The sequence below is a fragment of the uncultured Algibacter sp. genome (assembly GCF_947495675.1).
Taxonomy (GTDB): domain Bacteria; phylum Bacteroidota; class Bacteroidia; order Flavobacteriales; family Flavobacteriaceae; genus Algibacter_B.
In genome coordinates, this window is record NZ_CANLZX010000013.1 from 91,741 (window position 1) to 114,019 (window position 22,279).

The 22,279-nt window shown below is 30.4% G+C and carries 24 protein-coding genes and 1 other RNA gene; 15 read left to right on the plus strand and 10 right to left on the minus strand.

All coding sequences use genetic code 11. The features are described 5' to 3' along the window. The 9 genes from Q0842_RS10490 to Q0842_RS10530 all read left to right on the plus strand — a co-directional run bounded on the left by Q0842_RS10490 (position 1) and on the right by Q0842_RS10530 (position 7,218). Entirely contained in the window at positions 1-924 is a 924-nt protein-coding gene (locus tag Q0842_RS10490; RefSeq protein WP_298497778.1) for a homoserine kinase, read from the plus strand. Positions 925-926: 2 nt separating this feature from the next. Continuing rightward, entirely contained in the window at positions 927-2,219 is a 1,293-nt protein-coding gene (gene thrC, locus Q0842_RS10495; RefSeq protein WP_298497780.1) for a threonine synthase, read from the plus strand. Between the two features lie 4 nt (positions 2,220-2,223). Beyond that, positions 2,224-2,463, plus strand: coding sequence for a hypothetical protein (locus Q0842_RS10500; RefSeq protein ID WP_298497783.1), 240 nt, complete (start codon positions 2,224-2,226; stop codon positions 2,461-2,463). Between the two features lie 39 nt (positions 2,464-2,502). Next, on the plus strand, positions 2,503-2,934 hold the full coding sequence (locus Q0842_RS10505; protein WP_298497785.1) for a hypothetical protein: 432 nt from the start codon (positions 2,503-2,505) through the stop codon (positions 2,932-2,934). Positions 2,935-3,202: 268 nt separating this feature from the next. Further along, on the plus strand, positions 3,203-4,285 hold the full coding sequence (gene gcvT, locus Q0842_RS10510) for a glycine cleavage system aminomethyltransferase GcvT (RefSeq protein ID WP_298497787.1): 1,083 nt from the start codon (positions 3,203-3,205) through the stop codon (positions 4,283-4,285). Between the two features lies 1 nt (position 4,286). Beyond that, complete coding sequence (locus Q0842_RS10515) at positions 4,287-5,201, plus strand: glutaminase (RefSeq protein ID WP_298497789.1); 915 nt, start codon at positions 4,287-4,289, stop codon at positions 5,199-5,201. Between the two features lie 26 nt (positions 5,202-5,227). Next, positions 5,228-6,061 carry a sugar nucleotide-binding protein gene (locus tag Q0842_RS10520; protein WP_298497791.1) on the plus strand — a complete coding sequence of 278 codons (834 nt, stop codon included), beginning with the start codon at positions 5,228-5,230 and terminating at the stop codon, positions 6,059-6,061. Positions 6,062-6,108: 47 nt separating this feature from the next. Further along, positions 6,109-6,399 carry a 4a-hydroxytetrahydrobiopterin dehydratase gene (locus Q0842_RS10525; RefSeq protein ID WP_298497793.1) on the plus strand — a complete coding sequence of 97 codons (291 nt, stop codon included), beginning with the start codon at positions 6,109-6,111 and terminating at the stop codon, positions 6,397-6,399. Between the two features lie 99 nt (positions 6,400-6,498). Further along, complete coding sequence (locus Q0842_RS10530) at positions 6,499-7,218, plus strand: YebC/PmpR family DNA-binding transcriptional regulator (RefSeq protein WP_298497795.1); 720 nt, start codon at positions 6,499-6,501, stop codon at positions 7,216-7,218. Positions 7,219-7,339: 121 nt separating this feature from the next. On the opposite strand, the gene Q0842_RS10535 is transcribed toward Q0842_RS10530, so the two are convergent. Continuing rightward, the gene (locus tag Q0842_RS10535; protein WP_298497797.1) at positions 7,340-8,086 is read right to left on the minus strand and encodes an NYN domain-containing protein; all 747 of its coding nucleotides are present in this window, start codon (positions 8,084-8,086) and stop codon (positions 7,340-7,342) included. Between the two features lie 184 nt (positions 8,087-8,270). On the opposite strand from Q0842_RS10535, the gene Q0842_RS10540 reads away from it, so the two are divergent. Further along, entirely contained in the window at positions 8,271-10,811 is a 2,541-nt protein-coding gene (locus Q0842_RS10540; RefSeq protein ID WP_298497799.1) for a zinc-dependent metalloprotease, read from the plus strand. Between the two features lie 175 nt (positions 10,812-10,986). On the opposite strand, the gene Q0842_RS10545 is transcribed toward Q0842_RS10540, so the two are convergent. The 7 genes from Q0842_RS10545 to Q0842_RS10575 all read right to left on the minus strand — a co-directional run bounded on the left by Q0842_RS10545 (position 10,987) and on the right by Q0842_RS10575 (position 16,818). Further along, complete coding sequence (locus tag Q0842_RS10545; RefSeq protein WP_298497801.1) at positions 10,987-11,535, minus strand: 1-acyl-sn-glycerol-3-phosphate acyltransferase; 549 nt, start codon at positions 11,533-11,535, stop codon at positions 10,987-10,989. A 1-nt stretch (position 11,536) separates the two neighbouring features. Continuing rightward, the gene (locus Q0842_RS10550; RefSeq protein WP_298497803.1) at positions 11,537-12,619 is read right to left on the minus strand and encodes an iron-containing alcohol dehydrogenase family protein; all 1,083 of its coding nucleotides are present in this window, start codon (positions 12,617-12,619) and stop codon (positions 11,537-11,539) included. Between the two features lie 48 nt (positions 12,620-12,667). Beyond that, positions 12,668-13,285, minus strand: coding sequence for a CatA-like O-acetyltransferase (locus tag Q0842_RS10555; RefSeq protein ID WP_298497805.1), 618 nt, complete (start codon positions 13,283-13,285; stop codon positions 12,668-12,670). A 1-nt stretch (position 13,286) separates the two neighbouring features. Then, positions 13,287-13,991, minus strand: a complete 705-nt coding sequence (locus Q0842_RS10560) for an HAD family hydrolase (RefSeq protein ID WP_298497807.1) — start codon at positions 13,989-13,991, stop codon at positions 13,287-13,289. Then, positions 13,982-14,710 carry a 3-deoxy-manno-octulosonate cytidylyltransferase gene (kdsB, locus tag Q0842_RS10565; RefSeq protein WP_298497810.1) on the minus strand — a complete coding sequence of 243 codons (729 nt, stop codon included), beginning with the start codon at positions 14,708-14,710 and terminating at the stop codon, positions 13,982-13,984. Before kdsB ends, Q0842_RS10560 begins: the two co-directional genes overlap by 10 nt. Positions 14,711-14,806: 96 nt before the next feature. After that, a complete protein-coding gene (locus Q0842_RS10570) occupies positions 14,807-15,373 on the minus strand; it encodes a DUF4126 domain-containing protein (protein ID WP_298497811.1) in 567 nt (188 codons plus the stop codon). Positions 15,374-15,393: 20 nt separating this feature from the next. Beyond that, on the minus strand, positions 15,394-16,818 hold the full coding sequence (locus Q0842_RS10575) for an ATP-binding domain-containing protein (protein WP_298497813.1): 1,425 nt from the start codon (positions 16,816-16,818) through the stop codon (positions 15,394-15,396). 127 nt (positions 16,819-16,945) lie between these two features. On the opposite strand from Q0842_RS10575, the gene Q0842_RS10580 reads away from it, so the two are divergent. The 5 genes from Q0842_RS10580 to Q0842_RS10600 all read left to right on the plus strand — a co-directional run bounded on the left by Q0842_RS10580 (position 16,946) and on the right by Q0842_RS10600 (position 20,476). Further along, positions 16,946-17,680: a hypothetical protein gene (locus Q0842_RS10580; protein ID WP_298497815.1), complete on the plus strand. Its 735-nt coding sequence runs from the start codon at positions 16,946-16,948 to the stop codon at positions 17,678-17,680. Beyond that, on the plus strand, positions 17,664-18,485 hold the full coding sequence (locus Q0842_RS10585) for a DUF3822 family protein (RefSeq protein WP_298497817.1): 822 nt from the start codon (positions 17,664-17,666) through the stop codon (positions 18,483-18,485). The genes Q0842_RS10580 and Q0842_RS10585 overlap by 17 nt, the downstream gene beginning before the upstream one ends. Continuing rightward, the gene (rsmD, locus tag Q0842_RS10590; RefSeq protein ID WP_298497819.1) at positions 18,485-19,024 is read left to right on the plus strand and encodes a 16S rRNA (guanine(966)-N(2))-methyltransferase RsmD; all 540 of its coding nucleotides are present in this window, start codon (positions 18,485-18,487) and stop codon (positions 19,022-19,024) included. Before Q0842_RS10585 ends, rsmD begins: the two co-directional genes overlap by 1 nt. A gap of 162 nt (positions 19,025-19,186) precedes the next feature. Next, complete coding sequence (locus Q0842_RS10595) at positions 19,187-19,690, plus strand: nuclear transport factor 2 family protein (protein ID WP_298497822.1); 504 nt, start codon at positions 19,187-19,189, stop codon at positions 19,688-19,690. A gap of 30 nt (positions 19,691-19,720) precedes the next feature. Beyond that, positions 19,721-20,476 (plus strand): hypothetical protein, encoded by a 756-nt coding sequence (locus tag Q0842_RS10600; RefSeq protein WP_298497824.1) that lies wholly within the window; start codon positions 19,721-19,723, stop codon positions 20,474-20,476. 81 nt (positions 20,477-20,557) lie between these two features. Here the strand turns inward: Q0842_RS10600 and rnpB are convergent. Both rnpB and Q0842_RS10610 read right to left on the minus strand, forming a co-directional pair. After that, an RNA gene (gene rnpB / locus Q0842_RS10605) (RNase P RNA component class A) lies at positions 20,558-20,876 on the minus strand. Between the two features lie 370 nt (positions 20,877-21,246). After that, complete coding sequence (locus Q0842_RS10610) at positions 21,247-22,149, minus strand: serine protease (protein ID WP_298497826.1); 903 nt, start codon at positions 22,147-22,149, stop codon at positions 21,247-21,249. Positions 22,150-22,279: the final 130 nt, after the last annotated feature.

Consider the following 22,279-nt stretch of genomic DNA (forward strand, 5'->3'; position numbering starts at 1 on the left):
ATGAACGAAATAAAAATATTTTCTCCAGCAACGGTAGCTAATGTAGCTTGTGGTTTTGATGTTTTAGGCTTCTGCTTAGATAGTGTTGGCGATGAGATGGTAATAAGAAAAACCGATAAAAAAGGTATTCATATTACTAAAATTGAAAATTTTAATTTGCCTTTTGAAGCAGAATTAAATGTTGCAGGCGTATCTGCCTTAGCAATGTATAATGCTATTGATGTAGATTTTGGTTTTGAAATTGAAATTTATAAAAATATAAAACCCGGAAGTGGCATTGGAAGTAGTGCTGCAAGTGCCGTTGGGAGTGTTTTTGGCATGAATGAACTTTTAGGGAAACCATTCAATAAAACACAACTTACAGAATTTGCCATTAAAGGCGAAGCATTAGCTAGTAAATGTGAACATGCCGATAATCTTGCTCCTGCCCTTTTTGGTGGTTTTACTTTAGTTAAGAGTATTTCTCCTTTACAGATTTTAGAAATACCTTCACCAAACGATTTATATGCTACCATTATACATCCACAAATTGAAATTAAAACTTCAGAATCTAGAGCAATTCTACCAAAAGTAGTAGCCTTAAGTAAAGCAATTGAACAATGGGCGAATTTAGGAAGTTTGGTACATGCATTGCATACAAGTAATTACGAATTAATAAGTAACTCACTAAACGATGTAATTGTAGAGCCATACAGAAGTCAATTAATACCGTATTTTAATGATGTTAAAAAAGCAGTATTAAAAGCTGGTGCTTTAGGTTGTGGTATCTCTGGTTCTGGACCATCAATATTTTCTTTAAATAAAGGATTAGAAACAGCCAATAAAGTAAAAGATGCTATGCAAAATGTATATTCTAAAACAGGAATTACATTCGATATACATGTGTCTAAAATCAACACTCAAGGTGTTAAAATAATTGATTAAAAATGAATTACTATTCACTTAACCATAAAGCTCCTAATACATCATTTAAACATGCTGTAATAAAAGGCTTAGCTCCAGATAAAGGGTTGTATTTCCCAGAAAGTATTACTCCTTTACCAAAATCATTTTGGGATAATTTTGATAATTTATCCTATTCTGAAATTGCTTTTCAAGCAATTAAACAATTTGTGACTCCAGAAATTCCAGAGGAAGTTTTAAAAACTATTGTTGAAGAAACTCTTTATTTTGATTTTCCTGTTGTAAAGTTAAACGACCAAATTTCAACTTTAGAGTTGTTTCATGGTCCAACCATGGCATTTAAAGATGTTGGTGCGCGTTTTATGGCGCGTTGTTTAGGGTATTTTAATAAAGATAATACTAACGAGGTAACTGTTTTAGTCGCTACTTCTGGTGATACTGGCGGTGCGGTTGCTAATGGCTTTTTAGGTGTAAAAGGCGTAAATGTTGTTATTCTTTATCCTAGCGGAAAAGTGAGTGATATACAAGAAATGCAATTAACAACTTTAGGTCAAAACATTAAAGCTTTAGAAGTTAATGGTACGTTTGATGATTGTCAAGCCATGGTGAAAACGGCATTTTTAGATGATACACTAACAAGTAAAATGCAGCTAACTTCTGCAAACTCTATTAATGTTGCACGTTGGTTACCGCAATTGTTTTATTTTATGTTTGCTTATAAGCAATTACATAAACAACATAATGATATTGTGTTTTCTGTACCTAGTGGTAATTTTGGTAATGTTTGTGCAGGTATGATGGCACAGAAATTAGGTTTACCTATTAAGCATTTTATAGCATCCAACAATGCTAATAATGTCGTGACTCGTTACTTAACTTCTAAGTTATACGAGCCTAAACCATCAGTTCAAACTATTAGTAACGCTATGGATGTAGGGGCGCCAAGTAATTTTATTAGAATTCAAGAAATTTATAAAAATAATTTTGAAGAATTAAAAACGAATCTGTCTTCTTACAGTTTCTCAGATAACGAAACTCGCCAAGCTATGTTAGAAATTTACAATAGCTACAATTATGTGGCCGATCCTCATGGGGCTGTTGGTTATTTAGGTTGTAAATCGCATTTAGAGCATCATCCTAATGCGCATTGTGTATTTTTAGAAACAGCACACCCAACTAAATTTTTAGATGTTGTTGAAGAGGTAATCAATGAAAAACAACCATTACCAGAACAAATTCAATCAGTAATGGGTAAAGAGAAAGCGTCTGTAGTAATTTCTACTTACGAAGATCTAAAAGATTTTTTGCTTAATTAAATTTATGACAACAATAGACTGGATAGGTTTTTTAGGTGTTTTTCAAATACTTCTTGCCTATGCATTAAACATATTAGGCAAAGTCGGTAATAATGATTTGTCCTTTATACTTCTTAATGTTTTTGGGGCTTCTATGGCGTGTTTAGCATCTATACTTTTAAACTATTGGCCTTTTATTATTTTAGAAGCAGTTTGGACTTTAGTATCACTTTATGCATTGCTAAAATTGAAGAAAAAAAACTAAATTAATTTTTTTAGAAAAAGAATAACTTATAAATAGTGTATGAAACATATATTTCTAAATATATTATTGTTGATTTTAGTAATTTCTTGCGCATCTGATGATAAAGAAGAAATACTAAGTTTAAATGAAAAAATTCTAGTAGGTTCATGGAATTTTCAAAGACACGGAGAAACATGTTCCAATGGCTTTGATTTAGATGAAGGTGGCGCTTATCAATTTATGTTTTTAAAAGATAATACAGTTTCATTTACTGATCCAGGTTATTTAACGAGTTCTTATTATGAATTAACTGAAAATATTTTAATTCTAGAAACAATTTACACACTTCCTTCAGGAAGTAAAAGAAAGTTTGTTGGAAACTACATTTTTTCTGAAGTTGATGAAAGTTTTACAGGAAGCAATACATTTACGGCCTATAATGATACTGAAACCCTTTGGACTTGCGAGGGAACTACAAGTATTTTCAAGTAATCTAGAGTATTTATATAATATTATACTTTTAAATATTTACTACAACTTTAACAAACCTTTTAATTCTTCCACGAAAGTGTTATTATAAATTTTCAATACATTTGTTTTCATTAATATGGAAAACATTTTAATTGGAATAATTAAGTTTTTTGGCAATACTATTGAGGGCTTTATTACAGCATTACCCGCTCGAAAAGGATTATTGCTTGGATTGTGCATTCTAATTATTTGTTTTACTATAGTTTTTATTTTAACTAAAGATTTTTAGATGAAAAACACAGCGTTAACAGAGACCCATAAAGCTCTTGGAGCCAAAATAGTGCCCTTTGCAGGGTATAATATGCCTGTACAATATGAAGGCGTAAACATAGAGCATGAAACAGTTAGAAATGCCGTTGGTGTGTTTGATGTATCACATATGGGTGAGTTTTTAATTGAAGGAGAACATGCTTTAGAACTCATACAAAAAGTAACAAGTAACGACGCTTCAAAATTAACTATTGGCAAAGCACAATATAGTTGTTTGCCTAATGATAATGGTGGTATTGTAGACGATTTAATTGTGTATCGCCTAAAAGAAAACACTTATTTATTGGTTGTTAACGCAAGTAATATTGAAAAAGATTGGAATTGGATTAAATCTAAAAACAATGCAGGCGCTACCATGCGCGATTTAAGTGAAGACTATTCACTTTTAGCCATTCAAGGACCAAAAGCTATTGAAGCGATGCAAAGTTTAACTAGTAAAGATTTATCCTCAATAAAGTTTTACAATTTTGTAATTGGAGATTTTGCTGGTATAGAGCATGTTATTATATCTGCTACTGGGTATACTGGAAGTGGCGGATTTGAAATTTATTGTAAAAATTCTGAAGTAAAACAAATTTGGGATAAGGTATTAGAAGCTGGAGCAGATTTTGGAATAAAACCCATTGGTCTTGCAGCTCGTGATACCCTACGTTTAGAAATGGGTTATTGCCTTTACGGCAATGATATTGATGATACTACCTCGCCTATTGAGGCTGGTTTAGGATGGATAACAAAATTTACTAAAGAATTTACCAATTCTGTAGCTCTAAAAGCAGAAAAAGAACGTGGAGCTGAACGTAAACTTGTTGCTTTTAAATTAGATGATCGAGGCATTCCACGTCATGGTTACGATATTGTAGATGGTAACGGTAATAAAATTGGCATTGTTACTTCTGGTACCATGAGCCCGTCTTTAAGTAAAGGCATAGGTTTAGGTTATGTACCAGCAGTTTTTAGCGATGTAGATAGTAAAATTAATATTCAAATTAGAAAAAACGCTATTCCTGCAACTGTGGTTAAATTACCGTTCTATAAAAACTAATATGCCAGATTATCAAGCCATTTTAAACACTATTTATAGTGAAGCTATACAAGCATCAGATAAAGGTATAGTAGCGTCTTATATACCAGAATTAGCACATATTGATATAAATAATTTCGGAATTCACTTAAGAACTTCCGAAGGTAAAAATTTTGGTGTAGGTGATTATAATAAACTGTTTTCTATACAAAGTATCTCTAAAGTTTTAGCGTTATCAAAGGCTATGGAATTAGTTGGCGAAGCTGTTTGGGACCGAGTTGATGTTGAGCCTAGTGGTAATCCTTTTAATTTTTTAACACTTTTAGAAGTTGAAAATGGTATTCCTAGAAATCCATTAATTAATTCTGGTGCTATTGTAATTTCAGACATATTGGTTTCAAAATTAAAAAACCCTAAAGACGATTTTTTAAATTACATAAGAGATTTAGTTAACGATAATAGTGTTAATTACAATATGGATGTTGCTCAGTCTGAAAAAGCAACGGGTTTTAAAAATTATGCTGCAGCTAACCTTTTAAAGTCATTTAAGAATTTAAATAATCCTGTTGAAGAGGTGTTAGATTTTTACTTCCATCAATGTTCAATAGAAATGACATGTAGCCAATTATCAAATGCTTTCTACTTATTTGCTAATAATGGATGTTGTTTAAGAAACAAATTACATATAAACGACAGGCAAGTAAAACGTATTAATGCCATAATGCTTACGTGTGGGTTTTATGATGAAGCAGGAGAATTTGCTTTTGAAGTAGGTTTACCCGGAAAAAGTGGTGTTGGTGGTGGTATTGTAGCATTATTACCAGATAAATTTGTAATTACAACTTGGTCACCAGGACTCAATGTAAAAGGTAATTCAAAATTAGGAATGCTGGCATTAGAACAGTTTACAACAAAAACTAAATTATCTATTTTCTAGAAATCTTCAATTTTGAAGTTTGATTAATGATGAAGCGAGAAGATAAACATAGAATATTAATTTTAGGTGCAAGTGGATTTTTAGGTGGATCTATCTATAAGGAACTCTGCTCCTATTTTAGAACTTTTGGAACTTATAGTACAACAAATAAACAATTCGAAAAAAATCATCATTTTTTTCAATATAATATCGAAGAAGATGATATTTATGAAATTCTTGACTTTGTAAAACCAACCATAATTATTTCTTCATTAAGAGGCGATTTTTCAAAACAAGTATTAGTGCATCAGCATTTAACTGAATATGTTTTTACTAATAAAGTAAAAATTATATTTATTTCTTCAGCAAATGTTTTTGATGCTTACATAAAATACCCAAGTTATGAGTATGATAAAACTTATAGCAATAGCGTATACGGGCATTTCAAAATTAAAATTGAAAACATGTTATTACGCTTACCTAAAAAACAAGTCGTTATATTAAGACTTCCTATGGTTTTTGGTAGTCAGTCTCCTAGAATTCAAGAGATTATTCAATTCATAAAAAGCAAGGAACCTATTGAGGTTTTTCCTAACCTTATAATGAATGTAACTACCTACTCTAAAGTAACACAGCAAATACATTACCTTATTAACAGAAACAAGTATGGTGTTTTTCATTTAGGAAGTAATGATTTAGTTCATCATGAAGATTTTATAAAAGAGATTGTAGAGTCTTTAGAATTAAAAAATGCTCCTATTTACAAACGTGTTTATACAACAAACGATGATAGATATTTAGCAGTTTTGCCAAAGTTTAAAAAACTTCCTAAGCATCTTCAAATAAGCACTCAAGATATTTTAACTAACCTAAAATTATAATTAATTTTATTAATTTAAATGATTAGATTTATAAAAAAAATAGCATTATGAATAAACTTACCGATGAAGACATCGAAAAAAAATTGCTTCGTTTCCCTGATTGGGAATATTTTGATAATGCCATACATGGCGAATTTGAGTTTGAAAATTTTAAGGATTGTTTTAGTGCCATGAGCAGGATAGCTTTTGAGTGTGAAGCATTAAATCATCACCCAGACTGGAAAAACGTTTATAATGTTTTAACTATATCATTATCAACTCATGATGCTGGTGGGGTTACAAACAAAGATTTTAAATTAGCGCAAGCCATTGAAAATATTGTAGAACCAGAAGAATAGTTTGTTTTTGGTCTGTAGATTTTTAAATTTGTACAAGCAATTAATAATTAGTTTAATTTAATAAGATTACTACTCTTGTAGTAATCACAATATATAAATATGGGAAGAGCTTTTGAATTTCGAAAAGCAAGAAAAATGAAACGTTGGTCTGCAATGAGTAAAGCCTTTACGCGTATAGGTAAAGATATTGTAATGGCCGTTAAAGAAGGTGGCCCAGATCCAGATAGTAATTCACGATTAAGAGCAGTAATACAGAATGCGAAATCTGTTAACATGCCTAAAGATAACGTAGAACGTGCTATAAAAAGAGCAAGTGATAAAAGTCAAGGGGATTATAAAGAAGTTATTTTTGAAGGTTATGCCCCTCATGGAATTGCCATTTTAGTTGAAACAGCAACTGATAATAATACAAGAACCGTTGCTAACGTACGTAGTTATTTTAACAAATGTGATGGTAGTTTAGGTACTTCTGGGTCGGTAGTTTTTATGTTCGATCACACTTGTAATTTTAGAATAAATGCTGAAGGTTTAGATCCTGAAGAACTAGAATTGGAATTTATTGATTTTGGCGCAGAAGAAGTTTTTGCAGATGATGATGGTATATTAATTTATGCTCCATTTGAAAGTTTTGGAGCTATACAAGCAGAATTAGAAACTAGAAAAATCGAAATTTTATCTTCTGGATTTGAACGTATACCTCAAGTAACAAAACAACTAACGGCTGAAGAGGCTCAAGATGTAGAAAAACTTTTAGAAAAGCTTGAAGAAGATGATGATGTGCAAAATGTATATCATACCATGGAAGAAAGTGCAGAATAGAAAAAATAGTAAAAAAAATGAGCGTTATTAAACGCTCTTTTTTTTACTTATTACTTAATACTAAGTAATAAAAAGGCTTACAAGCCTTTTATGCTAGTTACCTAAAATCTATGTTTATAGATTATTCTTTATTTTTTACATAAATTAATTTAAATCGACCTTTGTTAGCTTGATCGCGTTGCTCCATTTCAAACTGTGGCAAAGATTTAAATAATGGTGTAAGTTTTTGAAAACCAAAATTTCTAGAATCAAAATTAGGTTGTTTTTTAAGAATTAACGATCCAACATCGCCTAGAAAAGCCCAGCCATCATCATCGGCTGCATCATCTACAGAGTTTTTAAGTAGCTTAATAACCTTAGGTGTAATGTTGTATAAATTTGCTTTTTTAGGTTTTCCTGATTTTTTGTCTTTTGCATCATCGTCATCATCATCACTAGCAAGAATTTCTAAATAGATAAATTTATCGCAGGCCACTATAAACGGATTAGGTGTTTTCTTCTCTCCCATTCCATAAACTACCATTGCAGCTTCTCGCAAACGTGTGGCTAATTTTGTAAAATCACTATCAGACGAAACTAAACAAAAACCATTTACTTTTTCAGAATATAAAATATCCATCGCATCAATAATCATTGCAGAATCTGTTGCATTTTTACCTGTTGTATAGCCATATTGTTGTATGGGTGTAATAGCATTTTCTAATAGAACATTTTTCCACTTAGATAAGTGTGGCTTTGTCCAATCTCCATAAATACGTTTTATTGTAGGGGTTCCATATTTAGTAATTTCTTCCATCATCTCTGTGATGTACCTTGATGGAATATTATCTCCATCTATTAATACGGCAATTTTTGTGTCTTTTATCATAATTGCTAAAGGTAAAGAATTAAATCGACCTTAAATATTTTAACTATTATTAAGATACTTAATTTGCTAATTCTTTATATTTTTAAGCGACTAATTTAAATAACAAGGATTGATAAATCCTAAATAATTGTGTTTTATGATCATACAAAAAAATGTACTAAAGTATCTATGTTTAATATTTGCTATGGGTTTCTTTTTAACACCTCAAAATATTGAAGCTCAAAACAAAAAAAAGAAAAAGAAAAAAAATGACGATAAAGAAATTGTTGCAAAACCTCCCAAAAAAGAAAAGTCTTTAAATGATTTAACAAAATCAAGTAAAAAAATTGAAGGGTTATTTACTGTTTACCAAGACACCATTACAGGTACCATACAAATGGTAATATCCGAAGATCAACTTAACAAAGAATATATTTATTTTTCGCAAATATCTGATGGTGTTATGGATGCCGGAAGAATAAACAGAGGATCTTATAGAGGTTCAAAAGTTTTTAAAGTTGAAAAGTTTTTTGATAAAATTGAATTTATTACTCAAAATACTTCTTTTTATTTCGACCCAAATAATCCCATTTCTAAATCAAAAGATGCCAATATAAGTAATGGTAATATGGCGAGCTTAAAAATTGAAGCTCATGATAAAGACAATGGGCTTTATTTAATAAAAGCAGATAATTTGTTTTTAAAAGAAACATTTACTCAAATAAAACCTGCAAATAGGCCTGGAACATCTCCTACAGCTTTTAAACTTGGCAGTTTAAATAAAGACAAAACTAAAATAATTAACATTAAAAGCTACCCTGAAAATTTAAATTTAGAAACAGAATATGTATACTCGTCCCCATCTGTTTTAAATGGCGGTTCAGAGGCTGTTTCTGATGGTAGAAATGTTAGTATTAAGGTGTTTCATAGTTTAATTGCTATGCCAGACAATGATTATGAACCACGATTTGATGACCCAAGAGTTGGTTATTTTACAAATCAAGTTACAGATCAAACCTCTACAAGTTCAACACCTTATCGAGATTTAGTTAATAGATGGCATTTAAAAAAGAAAAATCCAGAAAAAGCTATATCTGAACCCGTAAAGCCAATTACATGGTGGATTGAAAACTCTACTCCTATTGAATGGCGAGAAACCATAAAAGACGCCGTTTTACAATGGAATGTCGCTTTTGAGAAAGCGGGTTTTAAAAATGCTTTACAGGTAAAAATTCAACCAGACGATGCCGATTGGGATGCAGGCGATATTCGATATAATGTATTACGATGGACATCATCACCAAAACCACCCTTTGGAGGTTACGGTCCAAGTATGAAAAACCCAAAAACTGGAGAAATTTTTGGTGCCGATATTATGCTTGAATATGTGCATTTTACTAATAGAGTTTTTTATGATAAAGTTTTTGAATTAGCATCCTTAGATAAACCTTTTGAAGCATCAAAACATGAAGAAAACATGTACTGCTCACTAGGTCATAAAATGCATGATGAAATGTTATTAGCTCATGCTGTAGCCTCTGCTACTGGTGCATCAGATTTAGAAATGGAGCGTGTTAAAAAAGAATCTATGATGGCTTTAATAATGCATGAAGTTGGGCATACTTTGGGTCTTAATCATAATATGAAAGCAAGTCAATTATTCTCTCCAGAACAATTAGCAAATCCTGAGTTTATTAAAGGTAAGTGTTTAACAGCATCTGTAATGGATTATGCAGCATTAAACATTACAAGAGATAGAAGTAAACAAGGGCAATATAGTGATGTTGCTGTTGGGCCATACGATGTTTGGGCTATTCAATTTGGTTACACCCCTTTTAATTCTGAACAAGAACGTGAAGCTTTGTTAAATGAATCAACAAAACCTGAACATATCTTTGGAAATGATGCGGATGATATGCGCTCACCTGGAAAAGCAATAGACCCAAGGGTTAATGTTTCAGACCAATCTAATAATCAAATTGCATGGGCTATTGATAGGATAGAATTGTCTAATGATTTAATGAAAAATGCAAAAACTAAGTTTACTAAAACTGGTGAATCTTATCAAGAATTAAGACGTATTTATTATTTGTTAAGTGGACAAAAGGCATCTGCTGCAAACACCATTTCAAGATTTATTGGAGGGGTTTATGTAGACCGAACAATGGCTGGACAAGAAGGCGAAACACAGCCTTATACTCCAGTTAGTTATGTAGATCAAAAAAGAGCTATGAATGCTTTAAAAACTTATGTTTTTTCACCAAATGCCTTTAATGCACCAAATGATTTATATAATTATTTAGCAATGCAACGAAGAGGTTTTAACTTTTTTCAAGGCCCAGAAGATCCAAAAATTCATGATCAAGTATTAACGTATCAAAAAAATGTTTTAAATCATATTTTACACCCTAATACTTTACAACGTATTACGGATTCTGAATTATATGGAAATGAGTATAAACTATCTATGTTTATGACAGATTTGAATAATGCTATTTTTAAATCTGATATTTATAATTCTATTAATTCGTTTAGACAAAATTTACAATTAGAATATACTAATATGTTAATAGCTATGCTAACAGGAAAACAGAGTAGCAGATATACTCATAATTCTAAATCTATGGCACTATATAACTTAAAAGCAATTAGAACTATGGCAGCACCTTCTGGAAACATATCATCTAGAGCTCATAAACAGCATTTAAGAACACTTATTGATAATGCTATAAAGGAAATTAAATAAACATATTTGTTTGTTTTATAATTTAAACAAAAAAGCTACTTCAATTTATGGAGTAGCTTTTGTTTTGGGTAGCTCATGTTTCTTTTTAGGAACAATTAATTGTTTACTTTATGTTTCATGTGCTCTATTTTGAAAATGCAATATCTATGCCATTTTTTCTTTTTAAATATAACAATTAAGAATATTTATTTATTTTTCCTTTTACACCTTTATAGAAGTTATACATATATTTAAAGTCGGCATCAACATCATCTGTTGGGTAAAATGGTTCAGATATATTATTTTGTTTATTTTCAAAGTCTAGTGTAAACATAATGATTGGAACATTAGCTTTTTTTGCTATATAGTAAAATCCGGTTCGCCATTTTGTTACTTTTTTTCTAGTACCTTCGGGAGCCAAAGTCATTCTAAACTCATCATAATCATTAAAAAGTTTAGCTATAGCTTCTACTTTATTTTCATTTGATTGTCTGTTTATTGGTGCACCTCCTAAGGCCTTAAAAAACCAACCAACAGGAAATACAAACAATTCTTTTTTACCAATAAAATTGGTCTTTACACCTACAACAGCTCGTAATAAAACGCCAATATAAAAATCATGCCAACTGGTATGAGGAGCTGCTATAATAACAGCTTTTTTTATGGTGTTTTTTGAAAATGTTGTATTACCAGTAACTCGCCAACCTAAAATTTTAAAATATATAAGTTTAGCAAGCCAACGCATATTACATTTTTTGGTATAAAGACTTTAATTTTTCTTTAGTGATAGTTTTTTTCCAGTTTTTACCAAGGGCATTTTCCCAAAGTGGCTCTAAACCTAAAGCAACATCAATCATAATATTAAATTCTGTATCAGTAAGATTTGCACAGATACCTTGAGGTAAGTTTATATTATGTTTAGCTTTCATCTGTTTAAAAAGTTTAACACCTTCAGGATAAAACTCTTCTAAATGATCAAAAACTATACAGTTACCTATGCCATGTTTAGTGCCTAATAAGTATGATAAACCATAACTCATAGCGTGTGCAACACCAACTTGAGAATAAACAATACTCATCCCTCCATGCCAAGATGCCATCATTAATTTTTCTTGAGCTTCAATGTCTTTTAGATTGTTTTCTAGAAAAATCTCTTTACATAGATCTAAAGCCATATCGCCATAGGTTTCACTAAATGTATTAAGGTAAGTTCCTGTTAAAGATTCTATACAATGTATGTAACAATCCATACCAGTATAAAACCATTGTTCTTTAGGTACATCTTTTGTAAGTTCCGAATCTAAAATTACTTGATCAAAAGGAGTGAAATCAGAATTTATTCCTAATTTTTTTTCAGGACCTGTTAATACCGTAGTTCTAGATACTTCTGCACCAGTTCCCGATATTGTAGGGATACCAACATGATAAATAGCTGGGTTTTTCACTAAATCCCAACCTTGATAATCTGCGGCTTCACCATCATTAGTTATTAAAATAGAAACAGCTTTGGCTAAATCTAACAGAGTTCCACCTCCTATTCCTATAATTCCTGAAGGGCGCTCTTTAGATTTTAGTATAATATCTTCAACAAGTGAATCTACTTGAGATGTTTTTGGTTCTTCTTTTGCAGAAACAAAAATAATTCTATCATCGTATGATAAAGATATCCTTGATGTTATCCAGGGATTACCTTTAAAAACATCATCAATTAAAAAGATAAAAGGCGCATTAATGCTTAGGCGTTTTAAAGCCAAAACCTCATTTAATTGATTAAAACTACCTCTGCCAAAAATAACTCTTGGCACCATTGGAAAGTTCTTATAACTCATTTAACATGTTTTCTTTTACAATTGGTAAAAATACCATTTATTTAAATTTTATTCGTTTAAATTGTGTTGAAAATTTTCTATAAACAACCCAACATGGTATCCATCGACTAATCCATGATTAACATTTATGGACACATTCATTACTAAATCATTATTGACCTGTGTTGCTTTACTAAAAGCAATTTTAGGAACCGACTCTAAATTTCCAGAAACAGGTTCTTTATGACCTGTGAAATTTAACCATGGCATTGCAGAACAATGAATGCAATTTAAGTCATTTTTAGGTGGAAATAAATTAGTAGAGTTTTTAATACGTTTTTTTTCCGCTTCTATATTTTGAATAAAAACTTCAATATTTTCATTAAAATCTATGAATGAAAAACCGAAAGTTTTGTTATCTCTCATTATGGTTGAAGATGCGTGAATTATATCAAATTCAACTACAGCATCATCAACAATTCTATATTTTAAATTTTCAACACTATTAATTGCTTTCATACATGCATGTAAGTATTTAGCAAAAAAACTTATATTATTTTCTTGTGAATATTTATATGCTCTGGTAACATTTAAAGGGGTAGTAACTGCAAAATAAGGATCTTTAAACGTTTTAAAATGCTCATAAAGCGGTGTTCTATTCCAAGTATTTAAATCTATATGTTTCAAATTATTCTAGAATTTTTAATAAATCAATTAAACTATTTATAGTTTTATATGCTTTGCCATTTTTTTCATCTTCACTAACTTCTTCATGCGCCCAAGTAGTGTGAAAAGGTACATGTATAGCATGTGCTTTTATATTTACTAATGGTAAAACATCAGATTTTAGAGAATTTCCTATCATTAAAAACTGTGAAGGGTTAATATCTAAATGATTTAACAGATTTGAATAATTTGCTTCTTTTTTATCACTTAAAACTTCAATATGATGAAAATAATTAGTTAACCCCGATTTTTCTAATTTTCGTTCTTGATCTAATAAATCTCCTTTGGTAGCTAATATTAATTTGTATTTTTTTGATAATGATTTTAAAACATTTTCAACACTATCTAATAATTCAACAGGCTTTTCTAACATATTTTTACCTATGTTCAATATAGCATCAATGGTTTTTGTTGAAATATTATAATTTGATAATTGCAAAGCAGATTCTACCATAGATAGAGTAAACGCTTTTACACCATATCCATAAAGAGGAAGATTATCAATTTCTATTTTAAAAAGCTCTTGGTCAATCTTATTTGGTGTTTCGTATTTTGATAATAACCTGCAAAATTCTGCTTCAGCTTCTCTAAAGTACGTTTCATTAACCCATAATGTATCATCTGCATCAAAGCCAATTACTTTTATGTCCTGATAGTTTATTTCCATAATTTTATTGCACGTTCTAAATCTTCAGGAGTATCAATTTCTACGCCTTGAACATCAGTTTCAACCATTTTTATACGTTTGCCATACTCTAAATATCTTAATTGTTCTAGCTTTTCTGATGCTTCTAAAACTTGCATTGGTAACTTGTAAAAATCTAGAATGGCTTGTTTTCTAAATGCATAAACACCTTTGTGTTTGTAATATTTTACATTCACATTTTTGTCTCTTGGATAAGGTATTACACTACGAGAAAAATATAGAGCAAAATCAAATTGATCTATAATAACTTTTACTGTATTGGGGTTTTTAATTTCTTCTTCATTAGTAATATGAACCATTAAAGATGCCAAATCGACTTGATTATCTTTATCATTTTTAAAAACTTCTATAAGTTTTATTAAAGATTCTTTGTCAGTAAAAGGCTCATCTCCTTGTACATTTATAACAATATCAATATCTAAAGATTCAACAGCTTCTGCAATTCTATCACTACCACAATCATGCTCTTTTTTACTCATTATAGCTTTACCTCCATTATTTACAATTTCGTTGTAAATAATATCACTATCTGTAACTACAAAAACATCATCAAAAAGATTTGTTGCAACAGTAGCTTCATAGGTTCTTAAAATGACTGTTTTACCACCAAGATCTTGCATTAGTTTTCCAGGAAAACGTGATGCAGCATATCTAGCTGGAATCATTGAAATTATTTTCATCTATTTAATTTACAAGTTATTGTGTAGATTTATGGTCTTTCTAAATTTATTTGGGCGCTATAAATCAAATCAAAAATACTATAAAAATTATAGGTTTTAGGTATTTGATGTTTTAAACTTTTTATATATTTTGAATATTATAAAAAATATAATAATAACTAAAATTACTGCTAAAATTGGGAGAAAAATGGATGTAATAGACATAATTATGGAAGTGCCAGTTTCTAAAGTAGAAACTACAGGATTGGCTACACCTCCTGTTGTTACTGTTGATGCCAATCGGGTTGTACTTGAAGTTCCGGCTACAGCAGCTGCAGTCCCTCCTCCTGCTATTATAGCTAATGCCCAGGTAATTACAGGACTTAAATCGGCAACAGTAGATAACATTATGGCTGTTCCTGCTAGCGCAGCTAATGGTACAGCTATACTATCTAATAAATTATCAATATAGGGTATAAAATACGCAAAAACTTCTACTACAGTAGCTGCTCCTAATGTTATTAGTGCTGCTGTACTACCTATCCATTGCCAAGATTCATTAAGTTGCCAAACATCAAAATAAGATGCTAAACTTAAAGCGAATAAAGGTAAAAAAACTCTAAATCCTACAGATGCAGATAAACCAACTCCGAGGCAAATACTAATTATGGTTTCAAATGTCATATTTTTAAATATATCAAAAACTATTCCTCAAAAAAATCGTCTTTAAAGCCTATAAGATACAATTTTTCTTTAGCCCTTGTTATAGCTGTATATAACCAACGTAAATAGTCTTTATCTATGCCATTTGGTAAATAGGGTTGTTCTACAAAAACTGTTGGCCATTGTCCACCTTGCGATTTATGACATGTTATAGCATATGAAAATTTTACTTGTAGCGCATTAAAATGTTTATTACTTTTTACCTTTAAAAATTTTTTATACTTACTGGTTTCATCTTCAAAATCTTTCATGACTTCTTGGTACAACCTATTTGAATCTTCATAAGGTAAAGATGGTGTTTCTGCATCAATAGTATCTAAAAGTAAAACGGTTTCAAAAGGTTGCATTTTAGGATAATCTATCATTCTTATTTTTACTTCAGCAAACCTAAAACCATATAATTCTTGTATACTAAATATTTCTAAAATTTCAATAATATCACCATTTGCAATAAACCCAGCATCGCTTGTTGGTTTTACCCAAAAATAGTTATTCTTTACAACCATTAAGAGGTCACCAGCAGTTAGCTCATGTTCATTAAATAAAATTCTATTTCTAATTTGTTGATTATATAAGTTTGCGCGCTTATTACTTCTAACAATTATGGCGGTTTCTTCTTTTCCTAAGTCGCTGTAAGCATCATTTATAGCGTCCATAATTTCATAACCATCAACAAGTCTAATAATATCTTTATAGCCCGATAAATCAAATTTAAAAGCATCGTAAAAGGCATTTGATAAGGCTTCTCTTAAAACGGTTGCATTAGCCAAAATTCCAGAGTCTTGTTCTTGCCTAACCACTTCGTCTAGTTCCATTTTAGTTACTTCTTTGTTGTAGTTTAATGCCAAAGTTCGCTCATCAAGCGCAGGACTTAAATCTAATTTAACCGGTGGTAACTGTGCTGTATCTCCAATTAAAAGTAATTTACATTTATGCCCGGAATAAACATATTGCATTAAATCATCAAGTAAAGAACCGTTTTCAAATAGTTTAGAGTCTCCTGGTGTATCAGGAATCATAGAAGCCTCATCTACAATAAATAAAGTGTTTTTATGTTTATTAGGTTGCAAAACAAATTTTACACCGCCATTTTTTTCCTTTTTAGGAAAGTATATTTTTTTATGAATTGTAAATGCTTCTTTTTTTGAATAATTTGATATAACCTTAGCTGCTCGCCCTGTTGGAGCCATTAATACAGCGCTTTTTTTTGCTTTCCATAAATTTGAAACTATAGTACCCACAATAGTTGTTTTTCCTGTACCTGCATAGCCTTTTAACAGATATAAAGCACTTGGATTTTTATCAAAAATAAATTGCGCCAATTGCTGTAAAACAATATCTTGTTTTAGCGTTGGTTGAAACGGGAAATGTTGTTTTATTAATGAATAAAATTCCGATGATGTCATTTAAAATTGATACTTATTAAAAATTATTCAAATATAGAAATGATTTTTATGCGCTTTCGTTTTAACGATTAAAAAAAAATTGTAGATTTGCTAAATACCAATAACAAATTATTAATAAATATACACTATGACATTTTTCCTAATTGCATTAGCAGTGATTTTAGCTACAATTGGCTTGGTAAAGCTGGTTGACAAATTTATACCTTCTAAGTTTAAACCAGTATTAAATATAGCACTTTGGTTATTAATTGGGTATTTAGGTTACCAAACCTACAATTCTATTTATGAACCGTTACAATTTAATAAAGAAAAAAACAAGCGTTATGCAACTGTTATTAACAGTTTAAAAGATATTAGGGATTCTCAATTAGCTCATAGACAAGTTACTGGAAAATTTGCTGAAAACTTTGATAACTTAATTAAATTTATTGATACTGCAGAGTATACTTTAACACAACGTAGAGATTCAAGTATTATTGATGTAGAATTAACAAGAAGATATGGTGTTGACACTACTAAGGATATTGTTATTATTGATACTTTAGGTACTGTTTCTGTAAAAGATTCATTGTTTAAAACTTCTAGTCGTTATAAAACAATGATGAATGTACCAGTAGGTGAACCAGGTGCTAAATTTGAAATGAAATCTGGGTTTTTAGAACAAAACAACATTAAGATTCCTGTTTTTGAAGCTTTAGTAAAAAAGAATGTTATCTTATATGATCAAAATAAAGATCTTTTAATACAAGAAAACCAAGTTATATCTGTTGATGGTGTTAATGGACCAGCTTTAAAAGTAGGTTCTATGGACGAAGTTAAAACTGGTGGAAACTGGCCAAAAACTTATGGCGATAACGAATAATACTTTAAATAAACTAACTAATCTAGAATTGTCCATTCAAATAAGTTTGAGTGGACTTTCTTTTTCTATATTAAATAGAAACTCAAATTCTATTGAGTTTTTAAAAGAGATTTACTTTGAAAAAAAATTAAACCCTTTTGAAGTTTTAGATGAGTTAAAACTGCTATTTTTAAAAGAAGAAGCTTTAAAAAAAAAATTTGCTAATATTAATATTATTCATGATAATGAATTAGCTACATTAGTTCCTAAAGCATTATTTAATGAAAACCAGTTAGCAGATTATTTAAAATTTAATTCTAAGATTTTAAAAACAGATTTTATAGCCTACGATACTATTTTAGAGAATGATAGTGTAAATGTTTATGTACCCTATACAAACATAAATAACTTTATTTATGATAAATATGGAACCTTTATTTTTAAGCATGTCTCTACAGTTTTAATAGAATCTTTATTACAGAGCCAAAAAGAAACTGAAACTAACAATATGTATGTTAATGTTAGTAAGAATCATTTTGAAATTATTGCATTTAAAAAAAAGGATTTAATACTTTATAATACATTTGAATACCATTCAAAAGAAGACTTTATTTACTATATTCTTTTTACTGCAGAGCAATTAAATTTAGACCCAGAAACTATGCATTTAATATTTTTAGGAGCAATTTCTAAAAATGATGAATTATACAATATTGCCTATAAATATATTAGAAATATAAACTTTGGAGACAGACATGATACATTTAAATACACCAACAGCCCAAAGTCGCCATATTCTAACTTTACATTACTAAAAAGCTTTTAATGAGAATTATATCCGGTTTATATAAAAGCAGAAAAATTATAGCTCCCAAAAATTTACCTGTCCGCCCTACTACAGATATGGCTAAGGAATCTTTATTCAACATCATTAATAATTTGTACTATTTTGATGAAATTTCTGTTTTAGATTTATTTGCAGGTACTGGAAACATAAGCTATGAATTTGCATCAAGAGGTACAGAGCAAATTACCTGTGTAGATCAAAATTTTGGTTGTGTTAAATTTATAAACCAAACTGCAGAAAAGTTTGAAATGCCAATACAAACTATAAAAAGTGATGTTTTTAAGTTTTTAGAAAAAACCACAATAAAGGCAAACATTATTTTTGCAGATCCTCCTTACAATTTTGATGACAATCAATTTTCAAAAATACCAGAACTTGTTTTTCAAAATGATTTGTTACTTGATGGCGGCATTTTAATAGTCGAACATTCAAAACATACCAACCTTTCTAATATCGAAAACTACGCCTATTCAAAAAATTATGGCGGTAATGTTTTTAGTTTTTTTGAAAAGAGTTAAACTCTTTTTATTTTTATAACTCATTTTTTTTCAGTACATTAGGTATCTCTCTAAGAGTCCCGTACTCTATACATACTTCTCTCTCGCCAAAAAAAGCAATGCTTTTTATTGAATTTGTTTATGGCTTAAATTTAATATTAACCTTATTAAACCATAACCAAAATGAAAAAACTCTTAGTATTTTCTCTTATTGCTTTTCTTGTATGTAACTGTAAACAAGAACAACGTTACACTCAAAATTCTAAAGAAATTGATGCTGTAAAATCTATAATAACAGCATACAATAACAAAGATTGGCCAACTATTTTAAGTAAATATGCCGATACCTCTAAAACAAGATTCAATAGTCATTTAATGGATTCTAAAGATATTATTAAATATCACCAGCAAAACGATGTCAATTATTCAAAAAGAGGCTTTGTAGACCAAGGTCAAGTTTATGAGATGGTAACTGATAACGACGGTAAAACTTGGGTTAACTTCTGGGGCGATTGGAAAGCCACACTAAAAGGCAATAACGAAAATGTAGTAGTACATATACATTCTACAAGCAGATTTATTGATGGCAAAATTGTAGAAGATTATGGTTACTGGGATCCATCAGAAATCATATCTAATTTGCAAGACATTGCCGCTAAAAAAAGTTTACAAACAGTAACAGATTAAATTTAATTAACAAACCAAATAACTTTAATTATGAAAACAATTAAAACAACCCTATTATTTGTATTATTTCTATGCTTTTCAATTAGTTTAACACAAGCCCAGCAAGCGTATCTAGTGCATCAAGACAATGTAAAACCATCAAAGGTTATGGAATACGAAAAAATTGCTAAAGAGTTTAACGAAGCTAGTAAAAAACACAATGTACAAGCCACATGGTATGTCGCTATGACTAACGGATTTCAATATTATTATTTAACACCTATTGAAAATATGGCAGAATTGGACAAGCGTCCGTTTGCAGATATGGCTAAAGCAATGGGTGATGATTTTGGCGGTATGTTTGATCGTTTTGACCAATGTTATAGTTCTCATGGAGACTATATTATTGTTCAAGACAACGAACTATCATACATGCCAGAAGGAAAAACTACAGCGCCAGAAGATGAAAACTATCGTAAATGGTTCTACATGTATTATTCTCCCAAAAATGCCGAAAAAATAAAAGCAGGTATGCAAGCTGTTAAAGCATATTTTAAAGAGAAAAACTCTAAAGAGTATTATCGCGTTTATAAAAACGGTTTTGGGCAAATGAAAAACTATTATTTGGTTTCAATTTCTGCTAAAGACGAAGTAGACTCGGCAACTAAAGCAAAAGCAAATCAAGATGTTTTAGGTTCTTTTGATGAACGTTGGGCCGTTTTTAGTAAAGTTATGGACTATACCAGTAAAACAGAAGAATTTAGTGGCGAAATGCGACCAGATCTTTACTATATGCCAAAAGAATAAAAAAAGTAATCTACCATTACCTAGTAACTACCCTTTTTTAACCAGAAACCCTTCTTTAAATTAATAAAGAAGGGTTTTTTATGCTTGAGTAAATCTATAAGCCGGATTCTGTACACACACTTAAAAAGCATGTGCCCTTATCATTTATCTTAGTATATTGTTACCAATATACTTTAGCTGCCTACCCTCCAACAATCGAGCGTGCCGCCCTCAAACGTTGGTTTACATGACATTGCACCACATAGAGTTTACCTGGTTTCACTACGGCATTACCCGTACATACTTTCTGTTGCACTTTTCCTAACCTCACGGCCGGTGGTTATTAGCCACTATATTGCACTACGGTGTCCGGACTTTCCTCCCTCCAATTAACTTAGAGCGCGATAAGACGATTTACTGTCGCAAAATTACAATAAACAGAAACTAAAATCTAAATAAAATTAAATATTTGAGTGTTTACTAAAAAGGATCAGACTTTGCTTGTAGATTTCTATCTTAAAATAGTGAATATAATTATTTCACTAGGTAATAACTCTTAAAGTTGGAGTACTTAAAACATATCGTTAAATTAAAAAACACTTTTATTTGATAGTTTTTGTTGAAATTGGTTGTTAAGCTTTTAATGATGTGCGTTTAACGGCCTCGGCTATGACTAGTTGCGTGGATTAGCAAATAACTTTACAAGTACACCCCAAACTGAAAATCCGTGAGGATTTTCAGAAGTAGACAAGAACTAGCAATTACTTATAGCCATTGTTGTAGCACGTTATTTATTTTATTTTAAATCCATTTTCGGTTAAATCAATATTCAATTCTGTTGTTTTCTCTGTTCCAATTCCATTAATTATTGCTTCTATCTCTTTTGACGATAATCCTAGGCCATAACCTAAATCGTCTAGTTTTGTTTTATCGTTTGGGTCACTCGGAATATTTACAAGTACTCCACAAGCGTAACCTAATTTACTAATAATAGGACTTCCACTATTTCCTCCCTTAACTCTTGCATTTATTAATAAATAGTCTAGTCCGTCTAAATATGAATTATTGTTGCCAAGTACATTACCTCTAGAAGCTCTGATTGTTGAATTAATAGTCGATAGTTCTGCAATTTGAAAAGCATCAAAACCAGGAATTGGCGGATAACCTATTGTAAGAATTTCATCGAGTATTTTACATTCATCTGTAAATAATGGTTTGTGATTTTTTTCCAAAGAGTCAATTTCCAATACAGCAATATCTATTTTCTTATTTGAAGATTTAAAAGCTCGTTTTGGTTTTATGAAGTCATTTTCGGAAACCGGAATTTGAATATTAATCATTTTATCTACACAATGAAACGCTGTAATAATGTAAAAACCTGTAACTGTTCTCAAATAAAATGCAGTTCCAATATCCAAATCTAATTCACTAATGTGTGCAATTACTGGAAAAACGGAATTCTCAAAATTATTGCGAATTGCTAAAAATCCCTCGCAAAGAAGGTCATAACTTTCGTTCAGTTCATTTTTCGGGGATTCTACAATAGAAACGTAACAAGGTCCAACTAAAGATTGGTCCTTTGTTCCAATTTTTAATAGTATTTTCTCTCGTTCTAATATTTTGCAATATTGAACAACCTTCATAATGTTCAATCCTTTGACAGCATTGTTAAAATCTCCAATTGAAGTTGGCAAGTTTCTCTCATTTTTTTTCGGAAGATTGTGAGGGCTGAAAAATTTAACAATTTCGGTTGCTAATCCCATAGGTTTCTGTTAATGTGCTAAAAATAAGGCGGATATGAAACGTTTTGATGTTTTATATCCG

Bases quoted from the DNA above. Each gene is read 5' to 3' on its own strand.
- Q0842_RS10535 (WP_298497797.1), bottom strand. From the start codon at position 8,086: ATGATAAAAGACACAAAAATTGCCGTATTAATAGATGGAGATAATATT.
- Q0842_RS10600 (WP_298497824.1), top strand. From the start codon at position 19,721: ATGAAAACAATTAAAACAACCCTATTATTTGTATTATTTCTATGCTTT.
- Q0842_RS10595 (WP_298497822.1), top strand. From the start codon at position 19,187: ATGAAAAAACTCTTAGTATTTTCTCTTATTGCTTTTCTTGTATGTAAC.
- Q0842_RS10525 (WP_298497793.1), top strand. From the start codon at position 6,109: ATGAATAAACTTACCGATGAAGACATCGAAAAAAAATTGCTTCGTTTC.
- Q0842_RS10530 (WP_298497795.1), top strand. From the start codon at position 6,499: ATGGGAAGAGCTTTTGAATTTCGAAAAGCAAGAAAAATGAAACGTTGG.
- Q0842_RS10515 (WP_298497789.1), top strand. From the start codon at position 4,287: ATGCCAGATTATCAAGCCATTTTAAACACTATTTATAGTGAAGCTATA.
- Q0842_RS10505 (WP_298497785.1), top strand. From the start codon at position 2,503: ATGAAACATATATTTCTAAATATATTATTGTTGATTTTAGTAATTTCT.
- Q0842_RS10550 (WP_298497803.1), bottom strand. From the start codon at position 12,619: ATGAGTTATAAGAACTTTCCAATGGTGCCAAGAGTTATTTTTGGCAGA.
- Q0842_RS10490 (WP_298497778.1), top strand. From the start codon at position 1: ATGAACGAAATAAAAATATTTTCTCCAGCAACGGTAGCTAATGTAGCT.
- thrC (WP_298497780.1), top strand. From the start codon at position 927: ATGAATTACTATTCACTTAACCATAAAGCTCCTAATACATCATTTAAA.
- Q0842_RS10570 (WP_298497811.1), bottom strand. From the start codon at position 15,373: ATGACATTTGAAACCATAATTAGTATTTGCCTCGGAGTTGGTTTATCT.
- kdsB (WP_298497810.1), bottom strand. From the start codon at position 14,710: ATGAAAATAATTTCAATGATTCCAGCTAGATATGCTGCATCACGTTTT.
- Q0842_RS10585 (WP_298497817.1), top strand. From the start codon at position 17,664: ATGGCGATAACGAATAATACTTTAAATAAACTAACTAATCTAGAATTG.
- Q0842_RS10520 (WP_298497791.1), top strand. From the start codon at position 5,228: ATGATGAAGCGAGAAGATAAACATAGAATATTAATTTTAGGTGCAAGT.
- Q0842_RS10575 (WP_298497813.1), bottom strand. From the start codon at position 16,818: ATGACATCATCGGAATTTTATTCATTAATAAAACAACATTTCCCGTTT.
- rsmD (WP_298497819.1), top strand. From the start codon at position 18,485: ATGAGAATTATATCCGGTTTATATAAAAGCAGAAAAATTATAGCTCCC.
- gcvT (WP_298497787.1), top strand. From the start codon at position 3,203: ATGAAAAACACAGCGTTAACAGAGACCCATAAAGCTCTTGGAGCCAAA.
- Q0842_RS10560 (WP_298497807.1), bottom strand. From the start codon at position 13,991: ATGGAAATAAACTATCAGGACATAAAAGTAATTGGCTTTGATGCAGAT.
- Q0842_RS10580 (WP_298497815.1), top strand. From the start codon at position 16,946: ATGACATTTTTCCTAATTGCATTAGCAGTGATTTTAGCTACAATTGGC.
- Q0842_RS10540 (WP_298497799.1), top strand. From the start codon at position 8,271: ATGGGTTTCTTTTTAACACCTCAAAATATTGAAGCTCAAAACAAAAAA.
- Q0842_RS10545 (WP_298497801.1), bottom strand. From the start codon at position 11,535: ATGCGTTGGCTTGCTAAACTTATATATTTTAAAATTTTAGGTTGGCGA.
- Q0842_RS10500 (WP_298497783.1), top strand. From the start codon at position 2,224: ATGACAACAATAGACTGGATAGGTTTTTTAGGTGTTTTTCAAATACTT.